14 protein-coding genes are annotated in these 16,150 nt (G+C 74.4%); 9 read left to right on the top strand and 5 right to left on the bottom strand.

Going from position 1 to position 16,150, the window contains the following annotated elements; translation table 11 throughout:
* Positions 1-19: 19 nt before the first annotated feature.
* On the bottom strand, positions 20-829 hold the full coding sequence (locus tag N555_RS0124765; RefSeq protein ID WP_034512398.1) for a DUF3097 domain-containing protein: 810 nt from the start codon (positions 827-829) through the stop codon (positions 20-22).
* A gap of 337 nt (positions 830-1,166) precedes the next feature.
* On the opposite strand from N555_RS0124765, the gene N555_RS0124760 reads away from it, so the two are divergent.
* Positions 1,167-2,093 carry a DUF2382 domain-containing protein gene (locus tag N555_RS0124760; RefSeq protein WP_029434173.1) on the top strand — a complete coding sequence of 309 codons (927 nt, stop codon included), beginning with the start codon at positions 1,167-1,169 and terminating at the stop codon, positions 2,091-2,093.
* Positions 2,094-2,210: 117 nt separating this feature from the next.
* On the opposite strand, the gene N555_RS0124755 is transcribed toward N555_RS0124760, so the two are convergent.
* Entirely contained in the window at positions 2,211-3,482 is a 1,272-nt protein-coding gene (locus N555_RS0124755; protein WP_231503155.1) for a M18 family aminopeptidase, read from the bottom strand.
* 63 nt (positions 3,483-3,545) lie between these two features.
* On the opposite strand from N555_RS0124755, the gene N555_RS0124750 reads away from it, so the two are divergent.
* From N555_RS0124750 to N555_RS28105, 7 genes are all read left to right on the top strand, one after another.
* Positions 3,546-4,469 carry an AAA family ATPase gene (locus N555_RS0124750; protein ID WP_231503154.1) on the top strand — a complete coding sequence of 308 codons (924 nt, stop codon included), beginning with the start codon at positions 3,546-3,548 and terminating at the stop codon, positions 4,467-4,469.
* Positions 4,462-5,568 (top strand): vWA domain-containing protein, encoded by a 1,107-nt coding sequence (locus N555_RS0124745; RefSeq protein WP_029434170.1) that lies wholly within the window; start codon positions 4,462-4,464, stop codon positions 5,566-5,568. Before N555_RS0124750 ends, N555_RS0124745 begins: the two co-directional genes overlap by 8 nt.
* A gap of 65 nt (positions 5,569-5,633) precedes the next feature.
* Positions 5,634-6,755 carry an XdhC family protein gene (locus N555_RS0124740; protein ID WP_029434169.1) on the top strand — a complete coding sequence of 374 codons (1,122 nt, stop codon included), beginning with the start codon at positions 5,634-5,636 and terminating at the stop codon, positions 6,753-6,755.
* A gap of 110 nt (positions 6,756-6,865) precedes the next feature.
* Positions 6,866-7,366: an MOSC domain-containing protein gene (locus N555_RS0124735; protein WP_231503153.1), complete on the top strand. Its 501-nt coding sequence runs from the start codon at positions 6,866-6,868 to the stop codon at positions 7,364-7,366.
* A 47-nt stretch (positions 7,367-7,413) separates the two neighbouring features.
* Positions 7,414-8,139, top strand: a complete 726-nt coding sequence (locus N555_RS0124730; protein WP_029434168.1) for a hypothetical protein — start codon at positions 7,414-7,416, stop codon at positions 8,137-8,139.
* 158 nt (positions 8,140-8,297) lie between these two features.
* A complete protein-coding gene (locus tag N555_RS0124725; RefSeq protein ID WP_029434167.1) occupies positions 8,298-9,437 on the top strand; it encodes an NDMA-dependent alcohol dehydrogenase in 1,140 nt (379 codons plus the stop codon).
* A gap of 99 nt (positions 9,438-9,536) precedes the next feature.
* Positions 9,537-11,405 (top strand): AAA family ATPase, encoded by a 1,869-nt coding sequence (locus N555_RS28105; protein WP_156036520.1) that lies wholly within the window; start codon positions 9,537-9,539, stop codon positions 11,403-11,405.
* On the opposite strand, the gene N555_RS0124715 is transcribed toward N555_RS28105, so the two are convergent.
* Genes N555_RS0124715 through N555_RS0124705 form a run of 3 tightly spaced genes read right to left on the bottom strand, consistent with a single transcriptional unit; the run spans position 11,402 to position 14,260 of the window.
* Positions 11,402-12,262: a helix-turn-helix transcriptional regulator gene (locus N555_RS0124715; protein ID WP_231503151.1), complete on the bottom strand. Its 861-nt coding sequence runs from the start codon at positions 12,260-12,262 to the stop codon at positions 11,402-11,404. The genes N555_RS28105 and N555_RS0124715 overlap by 4 nt on opposite strands.
* A 50-nt stretch (positions 12,263-12,312) precedes the next feature.
* Entirely contained in the window at positions 12,313-13,743 is a 1,431-nt protein-coding gene (locus N555_RS0124710; protein ID WP_197029146.1) for a multicopper oxidase family protein, read from the bottom strand.
* Between the two features lie 28 nt (positions 13,744-13,771).
* Positions 13,772-14,260 carry a hypothetical protein gene (locus tag N555_RS0124705; RefSeq protein ID WP_197029145.1) on the bottom strand — a complete coding sequence of 163 codons (489 nt, stop codon included), beginning with the start codon at positions 14,258-14,260 and terminating at the stop codon, positions 13,772-13,774.
* A 187-nt stretch (positions 14,261-14,447) separates the two neighbouring features.
* Between N555_RS0124705 and N555_RS0124700 the strand changes: the two genes are divergently transcribed.
* Positions 14,448-16,148: an AMP-binding protein gene (locus N555_RS0124700; protein ID WP_029434162.1), complete on the top strand. Its 1,701-nt coding sequence runs from the start codon at positions 14,448-14,450 to the stop codon at positions 16,146-16,148.
* The last annotated feature ends 2 nt before the right edge of the window (positions 16,149-16,150 follow it).

Below are 16,150 nucleotides of genomic sequence, written 5' to 3'. Positions count from 1 at the left end.
CCGGCGGGTCCCGTCCGGCTCAGTCGGTGGTGACGAAGTCGATGAGCTCCTCGACCCGGCCGATGAGCTGCGGCTCGAGGTCGGTCCACACCTTCACGCGCGCGAGGATGCGCTGCGCCCAGACGTAGCCGGTGTCGTCCTCCCAGCCCAGCCGCCGGCAGACGCCGGTCTTCCAGTCCTCGCCCTTGGGCACGTTCGGCCAGGCCTTGATCCCGACCACCGACGGCTTGACGGCCTGCCAGATGTCGATGAACGGGTGCCCGACGACGAGCGCGTGCTCGCCGGTGACCTGTCCGGCGATCCGGGACTCCTTGGAGCCCTTCACCAGGTGGTCGACCAGCACGCCGAGCCGCCGGCCCTGCGAGGGACGGAACTCGCGCACGATGCCGGGCAGGTCGTCGACGCCGTGCAGCGGCTCGACCACGACGCCCTCGATGCGCAGGTCGTGGCCCCACACCTTCTCGACGAGCTCGGCGTCGTGCTTGCCCTCGACGTAGATCCGGCCCTCACGGGCCACGCGGGCCCGCGCGCCGACGACGTAGGTGGACCCCGAGGCACTGCGCTGCGGCCCCGACGGCGCGTTCACCTTCGGGCGCACGAGGACGACGGGCCGGCCGTCGACCCAGAAGCCCGGGCCGAGCGGGTAGGCGCGCACCTTCCCGAAGCGGTCCTCGAGGTGGACGACGTCCTTCTCGCAGCGGACGACGGCCCCGACGAACCCCGAGCTGGGGTCCTCGACGACGACGTCGCGGGCGGCCTCCACCTCGGGGAGGGCCTTCTTGACCGTCCGCGGGTGGACCAGGTTGTCGTAAGGCGAGCGAGGTGGCACGTCCCGAGTGTGTGCAGCCGGAAGGGCGGCGGCGGGCAGACGCGCCGAACTGTGACGGCCGACACGCCCGAGTACGCCCGCTCTCACGCTGAGTCACCGGAACTAACCGACCTCGCAATCCGGATCACCCCGGCCGACGGACGGCCGCCGCCCCCGCCCTGCGCTGCGCGTTCGTGCGTGGCGGGCCGTCGGATGGCGCGCCACGCAAGGGCCGCCATCGCTGGAGGAGACCGGTCTCGGGCGTGTCGCAGCGGCCGGTCTCGTTTCGCTCGGAGCTCTGAGGTCACCCATCTACGTGACCGTGACACCCCGCGCTCAGATGGGAGCTGCAACGACGATGATCGGTACCGAGAGCATCAGCCGAGTGATCGGCCAGGACGTCTACGACGAGACCGGTAGCAAGATCGGATCGGCGTCCGAGGTCTACCTCGACGACGAGACCGGTCAGCCGGAGTGGGTCACCGTCCGCACCGGCCTGTTCGGCACCAAGGAGTCCTTCGTCCCGATCCGCGACGCCGACCTCACCAACGACGGCGTCCGCGTCCCCGTGAGCAAGGACCGGGTGAAGGACGCCCCCAAGATCGACACCGACGGGCACCTCTCCCCCCAGGAGGAGCAGGAGCTCTACCGCTACTACGGCCTGGGCACCTCGGGTCAGTCCGGCCAGCAGTTCGCCGGCACGGACACCACCCGTGGCATGACCACCCGGGACACCACGACCACCGGCACGATGACCGGCACCGAGTCGACGACGGGCATGGCGACCACCGGCACGGCCGGGCGCGACACGGCGAACGCCCACGGCACCGTCGGCCACGACACCTCCGGCCCGACGACCGATGACGCGATGACGCGGTCCGAGGAGCAGCTGTCGGTGGGTACCCGCAGCGAGGAGATCGGCCGCGCCCGCCTCCGCAAGTACGTCGTCTCCGAGAACGTGACCGAGACGGTGCCGGTCTCCCGCGAGGAGGTGCGGGTCGAGCGCGAGCCGATCACCGACGCCAACATCGGCAACGCCATGGACGGTCCGGCCATCTCCGAGGAGGAGCACGAGGTCACGCTGCACGCCGAGCGTCCCGTCGTCGCCAAGGAAGCCGTGCCGGTCGAGCGGGTCCGCCTGGACAAGCAGACCGTGACGGACCAGGAGACGGTCACCGACACCGTCCGCAAGGAGCAGATCGAGATGGAGGGCGCCGAGGGCACCACGCGCGACCGCGACCGGGGCACCGACCTCGACCGCGACCGCGACGGCCGCCTCGGCTGACCTGCGTCTCACGCCCGGCGGCGGCCGGGCCCTCACACGGCGGTGGCCGGCGGCGGACAGGTCCCGGCCGGCCACCTGCCGTGGGGGGCCCGGCCGCCGCGGCGTGTGCGGGCTCGCTCAGTCGGCGAAGCAGCTGGTCAGCGCACCCACGACGAGCGGGACGTCCAGGGCCGAGGCCAGCTCCCGGCAGGAGTGCATGGCCAGCATGGGCCCGCCGATGTCGACGGTCGCCAGCCCCAGCCGGGTGGCGGTGAGCGGGCCGATCGTGCTCCCGCACGGCAGGTCGGCCCGGGACACGAAGTACTGGACCGGGACCGAGGCCTCGGCGCACCGCTCGGTGAACCAGGCGGCGCCGGCCCCGTCGGTGGCGTAGGCCTGGTTGGCGTTCACCTTCAGCACCGGGCCGCCGCCGAGCTGCGGCTGGTGCGCCGGTTCGTGCCGCTCGGACCGGGTCGGGTGGACGGCGTGGGCCATGTCGGCCGACACCAGCCGCGACCGCGCCATCGCCCGCGGGAGCGCCTGGACGTCCCCGGGGTCCGCGATGGCGACCAGCCGGGCGACGACGTCCTCGAGGAAGCTGCCGCGCGCTCCCGACATGGAGCCGCTACCGACCTCCTCGTGGTCGTTGGCGACGAGCAGCTGGGTCCGCGGGCCGGCCGGCGCGGCGATCAGCGCGGTGACGCCGGCATGGCAGCTCGCGAGGTTGTCCAGCCGCGGGGCGGCGATCCAGGTGCCGTCCGCTCCCGCGGTGCCCGCCGGCTGGGTGTCGGCCAGGACGAGGTCGGCGCCCAGGACGTCGTCGGCGGGAACGCCCGCGGCCTGCGCGACGGCCGCCGTGAGGCCCGCGACGTCGGCGATGTCCTGCGACCACACGGGCACCAGTTCGCGCTGCGGATCGAGGGTCAGCCCGTCGCGCACGCTCCGGTCCAGGTGGATCGCGAGCGAGGGCAGCCGCAGCGGTGCGCCGGGGAGGCGGACCAGCGCCGACCCCCCGCCGCGGAGCACCACCCGGCCGGCCACGGTGAGCTCGCGGTCCAGCCACGTGTGCCACAGGCCGCCGCCGTAGGGCTCGACGCCGACCAGCCGGTAGCCGGCCTGCCGGACGTCGGAGCGGGGCCGCACGCGGAACGTCGGTGAGTCGGTGTGCGCGCCGACCATCCGCAGCCCGGCCTCGCCCAGCGGGGCGCGGCCCATCCGGAAGGCGATCAGGCTGCCCTGGCGGACGACGAAGCGCTGGTCGCCCGGCGCCAGGGTCCAGGCGTCGTCCTCGGCGAGCTCGGAGAAGCCGGCCGCGGTGAGCCGGCGGGCCATCTCGGCGACGGCGTGGAAGGGGCTCGGGGCGGCGTCGACGAAGGCGCGCAGGTCGTCCCCGGAGGAGAGGTCGGGCATGCCCGCCATCGTGCCCTCATGCGCTCCGGACCGGCCGACCCGCGAGGTGGGATGCTCGGCGACGTGAGCGAGACCACCCTGCCGGCGGAAGGCCTCTCCCCGCCCACCCCGGCCGACTTCTCCAGCCCGGACGCCCTGGCCGACGCCCTGCGCGACACCGGGTACCTCCCCGACGAGGGGCTGGCCACCGCCGCGTACCTGGCGTTGGTCATGCGCCGGCCGCTGTTCCTCGAGGGCGAGGCCGGCGTCGGCAAGACCGCGCTCGCCCGCGCGCTCGCCGAGGTCACCGCCCGGCCGATCTACCGCCTGCAGTGCTACGAGGGCCTGGAGGCCAGTCAGGCGCTCTACGACTGGGACTTCGGCCGGCAGCTGCTGCACCTGCGCGCCGCCGAGGCCGCGCACGCGACCACCGACACCGACCAGCTCGAGGCCTCGCTCTACGACCGGCGGTTCCTGCTGGCCCGCCCGCTGCTGCAGGCGCTCGAGGACTCCCCGAGCGTGCTGCTGGTCGACGAGGTCGACCGTGCCGACGACGAGTTCGAGGCGTTCCTGCTCGAGGTGCTGTCGGACTTCACGATCTCCATCCCGGAGCTGGGCACCATCCGCGCCGAGGTGCCGCCGCTGGTCGTGCTCACCTCGAACCGGACCCGCGAGGTGCACGACGCGCTCAAGCGCCGCTGCCTCTACCACTGGCTCGAGCACCCGGACTTCGAGCGCGAGGTCGCCATCCTGCGCACCCGCCTGCCCGAGGTGACCGAGCGGCTGGCCCGGGAGGTCGCGACGGCGACCGCGAAGCTGCGCACCCTCGACCTGGTCAAGCCGCCGGGCGTGGCCGAGGCGATGGACTGGGCCGCCGCGCTGCACGCCCTCGGTGCCCGGGAGCTCGACCCCGACACCGCCGCCCGCACGCTCGGCGCCGTCCTCAAGTACCGCGAGGACACCGACCGGGTGCACTCCCTCGCCCGCGGAGCGCTCTTCGGTGGCTGAGCGGGACGTCGTCGCCACGGTGCTCGGCTTCGCGCGCACGCTGCGCGTCGCCGGTGTCGCCGCCTCGCCGGACCGGGTGGAGGCGATGCTGGTCGCGGTGGGCGCGCTCGACGTCCTCGACGCCACCGCCGTGTACTGGGCGGGGCGGCTCACGCTGTGCGGGAGCCCCGACGACCTCGACCGCTACGACGCCGCCTTCGCCGCCTACTTCGGCGGCGAGTCGCCACGGATGCGGTCCGCGCCGGCGGACCAGCGGCAGGTCATGGCGCTGTCGGCCCCGCTGGAGAGCGGCACCGGCGAGGGGGAGGACGACGAGCCCTCCGACGTCGCCGGGCAGGCCAGCGCCGACGAGGTGCTGCGCCACCGTGACGTCGCCGAGCTCACCGTGGCCGAGCGGGACGAGCTGCGCCGGCTGTTCGCGCTGCTCCGGCCGGCCGCGCCGATGCGCGCCTCCCGCCGCCGCCGGCCGAGCGCCCACGGCTCGGTGCACGCCGCCCGCACGATCCGCCGGGCGCTGCGCGACGGCGGCGAGGTGAGCCGCCTGATGCACCGGAGGGCCCGGCCGCGCCCGCGCCGCGTCGTCCTCCTGATCGACGTCTCCGGCTCGATGAGCCCTTACGCCGACTCGCTGCTGCGGTTCGCGCACGTGGCGGTGCGGGCCCGGCCGGCGGCGACCGAGGTCTTCACCATCGGCACCCGGCTGACGCGGGTCACCCGGGAGCTGCGGCTGCGTGACCCGGACAAGGCCCTGGCCGCCAGCGGCAGCGCGATCCCGGACTGGTCCGGCGGCACCCGCCTGGGCGAGGTGCTCAAGGCGTTCCTGGACCGGTGGGGGCAGCGCGGCACCGCCCGCGGCGCCGTCGTCGTCGTGTGCAGCGACGGCTGGGAGCGCGGGGACACCGACCTGCTCGCCGAGCAGATGGCGCGGCTGCGCCGGCTCGCCCACGCCGTGGTGTGGGTCAACCCGCACAAGGGCCGGGCCGGCTACGAGCCGCTCACCGGCGGGATGCAGGCGGCCCTGCCGTCGCTGGACGCGTTCGTGGCCGGGCACAGCCTCGCCGCGTTCGAGGAGCTCACGGGAGTGATCTCGCGTGTGTGAGGCGTTGTGCGGAGTGCCACGGTGCAGGTTTTCTGCGCTCCGGCACTCCACTGAAGGGAGCAACCGTGCGTGACGTGCTCGACGACCTGGTGGGCTGGTGGCAGGCGGGCGAGACCGTCGGCATGGGGACCGTCGTCGCCACCTGGCGCTCGGCTCCCCGTCCGGCCGGCGCCTCGATGCTGGTCGGGCCCGACGGCACCGCCGTCGGCAGCGTGTCCGGCGGCTGCGTCGAGGGCGCGGTCTACGAGGAGGCGCGGGACGTCGTCGACACCGGCGTCCCCACGCTGGAGCGCTACGGCGTCAGCGACGACGACGCGTTCGCCGTCGGCCTGACCTGCGGCGGGATCCTCGACGTCTTCGTCGAGCAGATCTCCCGCGAGTCGTTCCCCGAGCTCGGGGAGATCGCCGAGTCGGTGGGCCGGCACGAGCCGGTCGCCGTCGTCACCTGCGTGAAGGGCACTGACGACCGGCTCGGCAAGCGGCTGGTGGTCTGGCCCGACCGGGTGTCGGGCACGCTCGGCTCGCAGCGTCTGGACGACGCCGTGGCCGCCGACGCGCGCGGCATGCTCGCCGCCGGCCGCACCGCGCTGCTGCACGTCGGGCACGACGGCGAGCGCCGCGGCGACGACCTCACCCTCTTCGTGAACTCCTTCGCCCCGGCGGCGCGCATGGTGGTGTTCGGCGCGATCGACTTCGCCGCGGCGGTCGCCCGGGTCGGCGCCTTCCTCGGCTACCGGGTGACCGTCTGCGACGCCCGGCCGGTGTTCGCGACGCCGAAGCGCTTCCCCGACGCGCACGAGGTGGTCGTCGAGTGGCCGCACCGCTACCTGCAGGCCGAGGTCGACGGCGGGCGGATCGACGAGCGCACCGTGCTCTGCGTGCTCACTCACGACCCCAAGTTCGACGTGCCGCTGCTGGAGGTCGCGCTCCGGCTGCCGGTGGCCTACGTGGGTGCGATGGGGTCGCGGCGGACGCACACCGAACGACTGGCGCGGTTGTCCGAAGCCGGCATGACCGACGACGAGATCGCCCGCCTCTCCTCGCCGATCGGGCTGGACCTCGGCGCGCGGACGCCCGAGGAGACCGCCGTGTCCATCGCGGCGGAGATCATCGCCGGCCGCTGGGGCGGGTCGGGGGAGCGGCTGACCGGCCTCGACGGACCGATCCACGAGACGGCCGAGCGCTGAGCGAGGTCGCCTTCGCCTACGACGTCGAGATCGTCGGGCTGGTCGTCTCGCCGGTGCACCGCTACGACGGCCGACCCGGCGGGACCGTTCCGTCACAGGACGGCGACAGGGTGGGCCGGGCCGAGGTGCGGGCCGGCCACGGCGTGGTCGGCGACCGCTACGCCGGCAAGCCGGCGCACCGCGATGCCGCGCTCACCGTGCTGGCCGTCGAGTCGCTCGAGTCGCTGGCCGCGGAGCTCGGGGTGCCGCCCTTCGACCCGCTGCTGGCCCGGCGCACCGTCGTCCTGCGCGGCGCCGAGGTCGAGGCGCTGCGCGGCGTGGAGTTCGCGCTGGACTGCGGCGAGGGCGAGGTGCGGCTCCGCGGCGGCCGGCCGGCCAACCCGTGTGCCTGGATGGACGTCGTCCTGGCGCCCGGAGCGCACCGCGGGATGCGCGGCCGCGGCGGCGTGCGCTGCGCGGCGCTGTCCGACGGCGTGCTGCGGGTCGGCCCCGCCGTCCTCCGCTCGCCTGTCGCCCTGGACCCGGCCCGCGCGGGCGCGGCCGTGCGCCCGCCGCCGCCCGCCGGTTCCGGCACCGTCCGGTACGGAAGCCGGACCGGGCTGCCGATGTAGGTCGCGCCGGTCCCGATCGGGCCGGCCCCGCGACGAACGGACTCCCCATGCGCCTGCGCGCCCTCGCCCTCGCCGGTCTCTCGACGGTGCTGCTCACCGCGTGCGGCAGCACGATCGACGGCTCGGCGAGCCCCGCCGGCACCCTCGGGGCCGGCCCCGGTCCCAGCGCGCCCGCGGATGCCGCCTCCGACGCGCCGACCGGACCGGAGCTCAACGAGGCGGCCATCGACGCCCTGGAGCAGGCCGGGTCCGTGCGCATCGCGGGCTCGATGACCATGGACGGCGAGCAGGCCGAGATGGACCTGCGGCTCAGCGGCGACGACGTCGCCGGGAGCATGACCGTGCAGGGCTTCACCGTGCAGCTGCTCGTGGTCGGCGGCGCCTTCTACATGCAGGCGCCGGAGGAGATGTGGACGTCGCAGGGGGTGCCCCCGGTCATGGCGGCGGGCCTCGCCGGCACCTGGGTCCTGGTGCCGGGCGGCGAGCAGGAGTTCGCCGACTTCTCGATCGCCGGGATGGTCGAGGAGATGCGGTCGCCCGGCGCGACCATCGAGGAGGAGGTCGGCGACTCGGAGCTCGACGGACAGCCGGTCCACGAGCTCCGCGACTCCGAGGGTGCCGTCATGCTCGTCGCCGCGGTCGGGCCGCCGTACCCGTTGCAGTTCTCGAAGACGGGAGCCGAGGCCGGGGTCGTGCGGCTGAGCGAGTTCGGCACCGTCGCGCCGATCGACCCGCCGGCCGACTTCCTGGACCTGGAGGACCTCGGCGGCTGACCCGCCACGACCGGCCACACCCCCGTCCGGGGGTGGCCGGGATCACACTCCCGCGCCCACGATGGCGTCCGGCCCGTGATGCACCACGCCACCCGGTGCCGGAACCCATTCGTGTAGCACGTCTGGCTCCCGCGTCGGGGCCGGGGAGTGGAGGGTCGATGAAGACCAGGGCAGCCGTACTCCGTGACGTCGGGCAGCCGTTCGAGATCGTCGAGCTCGAGCTCGACGAACCCAAGGCCGGCGAGGTGCTGATCCGGTACGTCGCGGCGGGTCTGTGCCACTCCGACGAGCACCTGCGGCACGGGGACATCGTGCCGCGGTTCCCCATCGTGGGCGGGCACGAGGGCGCCGGGATCATCGAGAAGGTGGGCCCCGGGGTGACCCGGCTGCAGCCCGGCGACCACGTCATCTGCTCGTTCCTGCCGGTCTGCGGGCACTGCCGCTGGTGCTCGACCGGGAAGTCGAACCTGTGCGACATGGGCGCCACCATCCTCGACGGGATGCTGGCCGACGGCACCTACCGCTTCCACGACGAGCAGGGCACCGACTACGGCGGCATGTGCATGCTCGGCACGTTCAGCGAGCGCGCCGTCATCAGCGAGAACTCCGCGGTGAAGGTCGACCCCGACCTGCCCCTGGACAAGGTCGTGCTCATCGGCTGCGGCGTCCCGACCGGCTGGGGCTCGGCCGTGCACGCCGCGGCGACCGAGGCCGGCGACACGATCGTCATCTACGGCATCGGCGGCATCGGCATCAACAGCGTGCAGGGCGCGGCGCTGGCCGGGGCCCGCAACGTCGTCGCCGTCGACCCGCTGCCCAACAAACGGGAGGCCGCCGAGCAGCTGGGCGCCACGCACAGCTGCGAGACCGCCGAGGAGGCCCACGAGCTCATCCAGGAGCTCACCCGGGGCGTCGGCGCGGACAAGGCGATCATCACGGTCGGTGTGGTCGACGCGAAGGTGGTCGCCGACGCCGTGAACACGATCCGCAAGGGCGGCGTCGCCGTCATCACCGGGCTGGCCGACCCGACCAAGACCAACATCGAGCTCAACAGCGCCATGCTCACGCTGTTCGAGAAGACCGTGAAGGGCAGCCTGTTCGGCTCCGGCGACCCGTTCCACGACATCCCGAAGATGGTCGAGCTCTACCAGTCCGGCGACCTCAAGCTCGACGAGCTGATCACCACGACGTACACGCTGGACCAGGTGAACCAGGGCTACGAGGACCTGGTCGCAGGCAAGAACATCCGCGGCGTCATCACGTACGACACTGCGCCGCTCGAGGGCGCACCCGCCTGATCCGCCGGCGAGATCTGCACAGTCGTCGGTATCGCGCTCTGATGGGGGCCCTGTGCTGAAGACCTCTGTGCAGATCTCGCCGAGCAGGAGAGGGGGACCGTGACCGCGGAGACCGCGCCGTACCCGGTCATCGGCCTGCGCCGGGAGCGCGAGGTGCTGACCGTCGCGCTGCGCACCAACCGGCACGTCGTCCTCGAGGGGCCGCCGGGCACGGGCAAGTCCACGCTGCTGCGGGCGATCGCGGCCGACGTCGGCCAGGAGGTCGTCTTCGTCGAGGGCAACGCCGAGCTCACCCCGGCCCGGCTGATCGGTCAGTACGACCCGGCCGCCGTCCTCGCCGCCGGCTACGTGCCCGAGAGCTTCACCGACGGGCCGCTGCTCACGGCGATGCGCGGCTCGGGCCTGCTCTACCTCGAGGAGCTCAACCGCATCCCCGAGGAGACGCTCAACGTCCTCATCACGGTGCTCACCGAGGGCGAGATCACCGTGCCGCGGCTGGGTCACGTGCGCGCGGCCGCGGGGTTCCGGCTGATCGCGGCGATGAACCCCTTCGACGCCATCGGGACCGCCCGCGTCGGCCAGGCCATCGCCGACCGGATGTGCCGTGTCGTCCTCGGCTACCAGGACGCCGCGGGCGAGCGGTCGATCACCTCCGCGGTCACCGCCGCCCCGGCGGACCTCACCGCGCTGGCCGTGCGCCTGGTCCGGGCCACCCGCGAGCACCGCGACGTCCGGATGGGCTCCTCGGTGCGCGGCGCGATCGACCTGGTCCTGCTGCTCGGAGGTCTGCTGGAGATGCGCGGTCTGACCGGCCTGGCCGACGACGGGGCCCGGGAGACCACCCGGGACGCCGCGTACGCCGCGCTCTCGGGCCGGATCCGGGTCGCCGACGGCGTCGAGCGCACCGCGGAGGCGGTGATCGACGACCTGCTCGACGAGATCTGGCCGGCGGACGGCCCGCCCCCGGCCGCCGAGGAGCCGCCGCCCGCGGACGGGGGAGACCCGGGAAAAGCTGAGGGCCCGCCTGCCGGTCAGCAGGCGGGCCCGGAGTCCGCGTCGTCGCTGCGCCGCGACCGCCGCAGCGGTGGCGCGCGGCGGCAGACCGGACGGCGCGAGATGGCCGCCCGGCACGAGTCGTTCGACGAGGTCAGCCCCGAGGTCGGGGAGTTCGACGAGGAGGCCTTCTCCGCCCTGATGGCCACCGACGCCGACGCCGCGGCGGCGCTCCTCACCGACCTCGCGCTGGCCACCGACCGGGAGCTGCGCGCGGCGGCCCAGCGGGTGGCCGCGCGGGTGTTCGTGCAGGTGGGCCGGGTCGGCCGCACCCGTACCCGCGGGACCCGGCGGCTGGTCGCCGACCGCCGGGGGGACGGCGACCTGGACCTGGACCGCACGCTGGACCGCTGGGACCCCGGCCGGGCCCTGGCGCCGGAGGACCTGGTCACCCGCACCTGGACCGGGGCGCGCCGCGCGGTGTGCCTGGCCGTCGACACGTCCGGCTCCATGACCGGCCTGGGGGTCGCGATCGCCGCGATCGCCGCCGCCGGGGTCGTGCTGACCGCCGACGAACGGCTGCAGACCAGCGTCCTGACCTTCGGCGCGGAGGTCGACGTGGTGCAGCGGCACGGGCAGCGGCGGGCGCCGGAGGACCTCGTGCAGCACCTGGTCACCCTCCGCGGGCACGGGATGACCGACCTCGCGGCGGCGCTCCGGGCGGTCCGCCGCCAGCTGCTGCCCGCGGTCGCCGACGAGCGGATCGCCGTCCTGCTGTCGGACTGCCTGCACACCACCGGCGATCCGCCGGAGACGGCGCTGGCCGGCATCGACCGGCTGCACGTGCTGTGCCCGCTGCCGACGCCGGAGGCCGAGGAGGCCGCCCGCGCGCTCGCCGCCCGCGGCGGCGGGACGGCGGAGATGGTCCGCTCGATCCGCGACCTCGGCCCCGCCCTCACCCGCCTGCTCGGCTAGGGGAGCAACCCCAGCCGCCGCGCGTGGACGACGGCCTCCAGGCGGGTGTGCGCGTCGAGCTTGGTCATCGCCGCGCTGAGGTAGCTCTTCACCGTCTCCGGCCGGAGCGACAGCCGCTCCGCCGCATCACGGTTGCTGCACCCGAGCGCGACCTGGGCCAGCACGTCGAGCTCGCGGGCCGAGAGGTGCACCGTCGCCGGCCGGGCGTCCGGTGCGGCGCCCAACGCGGCGAGGCGGGTGCAGGCGTCGAGCAGCCGCGACCGGAGGACCTCGTCGGCGGCGTCCTGGGCGGCCAGCCGGAGTTCGGCGTGCACGGCCCGGACCTCCTCCCAGCGGGCCGGCTGGTCGTCGGCCGGGGTGGCGGTCAGCCGTGCCACCCGCCGGTCGACCTCGTCGCGGATCGCCAGCTCCGAGGCCATCCGCCGGGCGGACCGGGCGAGGGCGTCGCGCACCCGGTCGCCGACCGATCCCCGCTCCCGCGAGGCGGCGTAGACGACCGCCCGCGGCCGGCCGGCCACCACCACCGGGACGGCGGCCACGGTGCACAGCCCCTCGGCCAGGACCGGCCCGTCGTACTCGTGCGTGATGTCCAGCGACCCCGAGTAGTCCTCCACCCCGGCGGGCCGGCCCTCGGCGAGCACCCGCCCGCCGAGGCCCGCGCCGACCCGGACGTCGAGGTCGCGCAGGTGCGTCGTCCGGGCACCCAGCAGCTCGCCGATCCGGATCGCCGTCCCTGCGGGAGAGGCGAGCACCGGCCCTGCGAAGACGACGCTCATCCCCGACTGCGCGTGCACCTCGCGCACAGCGGCGCGGAGCACGTCGCCGTCGTCGGGGCGTGCGGCCGGGGAGGGGGACACGGCGGCTCCCATCGAGGTGACGCGGACCACATTAGTGCAGATGGGCGGGGTCACTCCGGGGCGTTGTCGTGCGATCCGCCGACCCGGTACGGCTCGGTGATCCCGGCGTAGGCCAGGTGGGCGACCAGGCCGTCCGCGGCGTGGTCGAGGTTGTGGCAGTGGTCCATCCAGAGCCCGGGGTTGTCGGCGAGGAAGGCGATCTCGTAGCTGTCGCCGTCGGCCACGTTGAGCGAGTCGACCCACCAGGGGCTGCCCGTGGCGGCGACGCCGTTCCGGGAGAGGACGACGGCGTGGTGCCCGTGCAGGTGCATGGGGTGCACGCCGCCGCTGTCGTTGCTGATGGTCATCCGGACGACGTCGCCCTCGGTGACGTGGAACATCGGCACGTCGGGGAACAGGTGCCCGTTGATGGTCCACCAGAAGCCGGGCTCGCCGTCGACGAGGCCGATCCGCCGCCCGATCCGGTACTCGAAGCGCCGGTCGGCCTGGTCGGGGTCGAAGGGCAGCGCTGCGGGGCCGCCGTAGCTCAGCAGGTCGACGCGCTCCTGCGGCTCGGGATCGGCCGGCACCTCCACCCCCTCGGGACCGACGACGACCGCCGTCCCCGCGCCGGCGTCCACCCGGGCGGGGGCGGTCACCAGCAGGTCCACCCGGCCGCCCGCGGTGACCAGCACCCCCTCGCCGGACACGTCGGTCGGCTCGTGCACGTCCCGGCCGTCGACCGCGACGACCCGGTAGGGCCCGCCGCTCACCCACGCCCGCAGGGGGCCGTTGTCGGTGTTGACCAGCCGCACCCGCACCGGGGCGCCGTCCTCGGCGAGGACCGGGGTCAGGCCCGTGCGGCCTCCGATCGTCCGTCGTCCGCTGTAGGTGTGCACGGCCGCGACGACGTCCGCCGGCTCGTCCGCGTCGCCGGCGGCGGCCGGCGGGCGGACGACGAGGGTGCCGAAGAGGCCGCCCTCCACCTGCTCGTGGGAGACCTGGTGGGAGTGGTACCAGTAGGTGCCGGCGTCCTCGGCGACGAACCGGTAGACGTGCTCCTCGCCCGGCTCCACCGCGTCCTGGGTGACGCCCGCGACGCCGTCCTCGGCGTTCGGGACGTCGACGCCGTGCCAGTGCAGGGTGATGCCGTCGGACACGTCGACGTCGACCAGCGTCACCTGCACCAGGTCGCCCACCGTGGCCTCGATCTCCGGACCGGGGGAGCTGCCGTTCAACGTGTAGCCCTCGACGCGTTCGCCGCTGGCCAGGTCGAAGGCCTGCTGGCGTGCCTCCAGGCGCACGTCGACGTCCGGGTCGCCGGTCGCCGGCCCGGTCAGGTCCGCGACGCTGGTGCCCGTCGACCCGTGGTGCTCGTGCTCGGGGCCGCCGCCGAAGTCGGCGTAGCCCATGTCCATCACGGAGTACGTCGAGGGCACCAGGCTCGTCGACCAGTACCAGCCGCCACCGGCGAGCAGGAGCACTCCGACGGTGGCGGGCACCAGTACGCGCCACCGCCGCCGGAGGAGGTCAGACAATGCGCGACTGCGGGGCCGCGGACCCGGTTCGCTGCGCGGGGACGTCGACCTGGTCGGCACCGTGCGGTCCGGCCGGGCCGGCGTCGCGGGCCAGCATGCTCGCGCGGATCGCGGTCCCGAGGACGGCCAGGGCGTTGATGCCGTGCAGCGCGCCGAGGGCCGGCACGCTGAAGGCGAACAGCGCCAGGGCCACCTGCAGGATGATCAGGCCGAACACGATGCCGGCCCACTTCCGCGCGCCCGGGACGGTCCGGGCGGCGAAGAAGGACACGACGAGCAGGACCAGCCCCAGCAGCGGCATGACGTTGAACCCCACGAAGCCGTGGACGCCGTGGAACGCGTTGCCGTCGTAGTTGTCGTCGATGACCAGGCCGTTGTCGACGTCGTGGAGGGCGGTGAACCAGCCGGCGGCGATCGCTCCCGCCTGGACGAGGACGCCCAGGGCGATGAGCCCGGAGATGACGCGGTAGGTCTGCTTCACGATCTGTCTCCCTCGTCCCCCGTGGGTGGGCCGGGACCGGTGACGCGGCGGTTGTACACCTGCCGGGGCACCGGTCGACAGGCGTTCGTGCGCCGCGCGGAGGCGCAGCTCGGCAGGCACGTCCGGGGGTGGCGGGGCCCCGGGCCCGCGCTGAGGATGCGAGGTGGACGAGAGGGGATCCCCACCGATGACCGAGAGCCCGGCGACCGCCGCGTACCGAGCCGCCCGCGACCAGCTGCTGGCCCTGAGCGGCGACCACGAGCGGGCCGTCGCGGAGTTCCGCTGGCCGGAGCTCACGGGGCCATTCTCCTGGGCCGTCGACTGGTTCGACGCGATCGCCCGGGGCGTCGACCGGCCCGGCCTGGTGATCGTCGAGGAGGACGGCACCGAGGGGTCCTGGTCGTTCGACACCCTCGCCCGCCGCTCGGACCAGGTCGCCGGCTGGCTGCGCGAGCAGGGGGTGCGGAAGGGCGACCGCGTCGTCCTCATGCTCGGCAACCAGGTCGAGCTGTGGGAGTCGATGCTCGCGGTGATGAAGCTCGGTGCGGTGATCATGCCGACCACCACCGCGCTCGGGCCCGCGGACCTCGCCGACCGGATCGGCCGCGGCGGGGCCCGGCACGTCGTCGCCAACGCCGTCGACGCCGCCAAGTTCGAACAGGTCCCGGGCGACTATGGCCGGGTCGTGGTGGGCGGCGAGGTGCCCGGCTGGGCGCCGTACGCGCAGACGCACTCCGCGCCGGAGGAGGCGCCCGGCCACCCGGGCACGGTGTCGACCGACCCGCTGCTCCTGTACTTCACCAGCGGCACCACCAGCCGGCCGAAGCTGGTCGAGCACACGCAGGTCAGCTACCCGGTCGGGCACCTGTCGACGATGTACTGGCAGGGCCTGCGCCCGGGCGACGTGCACCTCAACATCAGCTCGCCGGGCTGGGCCAAGCACGCCTGGAGCTGCTTCTTCGCGCCGTGGGCGGCCGAGGCCACCGTCTACCTCTACAACTACGCGCGCTTCGACGCCCCGGCCCTGCTCGACCGCCTGCGCCGCGCGCACATCACGACCTTCTGCGCGCCGCCCACCGTCTGGCGGATGCTCATCCAGGCCGACCTCTCCGCGGGCCCGGGGTCGTTGCGCGAGGTCCTCGCCGCCGGTGAGCCGCTCAACCCCGAGGTCATCGAGCAGGTGCAGCGGGCCTGGGGGCTGACGCTGCGGGACGGCTACGGCCAGACCGAGACGACGGCGTCGGTCGGCAACGTCCCGGGTGCGGTGGTCAAGCCCGGGTCGATGGGCCGGCCGCTGCCCGGGGTGCCCGTGGTGCTGGTCGACCCGGTCACCGGGGAGCCCGGGGACGACGGCGAGATCTGCCTCGACCTCTCGCAACGGCCGCTGAGCCTGATGACCGGCTACCAGAGCGACCCCGAGCGGGCGGCGGAGGCGATGGCCGGCGGCTGGTACCACACCGGGGACGTCGCGACCCGGGACGCCGAGGGCTACATCACCTACGTGGGGCGCACGGACGACGTCTTCAAGGCCAGCGACTACAAGATCAGCCCGTTCGAGCTGGAGAGCGTGCTGATAGAGCACCCCGCCGTGGTGGAGGCGGCCGTCGTCCCGGTGCCGGATCCCCTCCGCGCCGCCGTCCCGAAGGCGTACGTCACGCTGGCGCCGGGCTGGGAGCCGACCGCGGAGACCGCCCTGTCGGTGTTCCGGCACGCGCGGGAGCGGCTCGCGCCCTTCTTGCGGGTGCGCCGGCTGGAGTTCGCGGAGCTGCCGAAGACGATCTCCGGGAAGATCCGCCGGGTCGAGCTGCGCGAGCGCGAGGAGCAGCTGGCCCCCGCGGGCAGCGCCACCGAGTTCAAGGACAGCGACTTCCCCGAGCTGCGCGGCTGACC

Source organism: Blastococcus sp. URHD0036 (assembly GCF_000701365.1).
In the GTDB taxonomy this organism is placed as follows: Bacteria; Actinomycetota; Actinomycetes; order Mycobacteriales; family Geodermatophilaceae; genus Trujillonella.
This window is presented reverse-complemented; position numbering and strand designations above follow the sequence as displayed.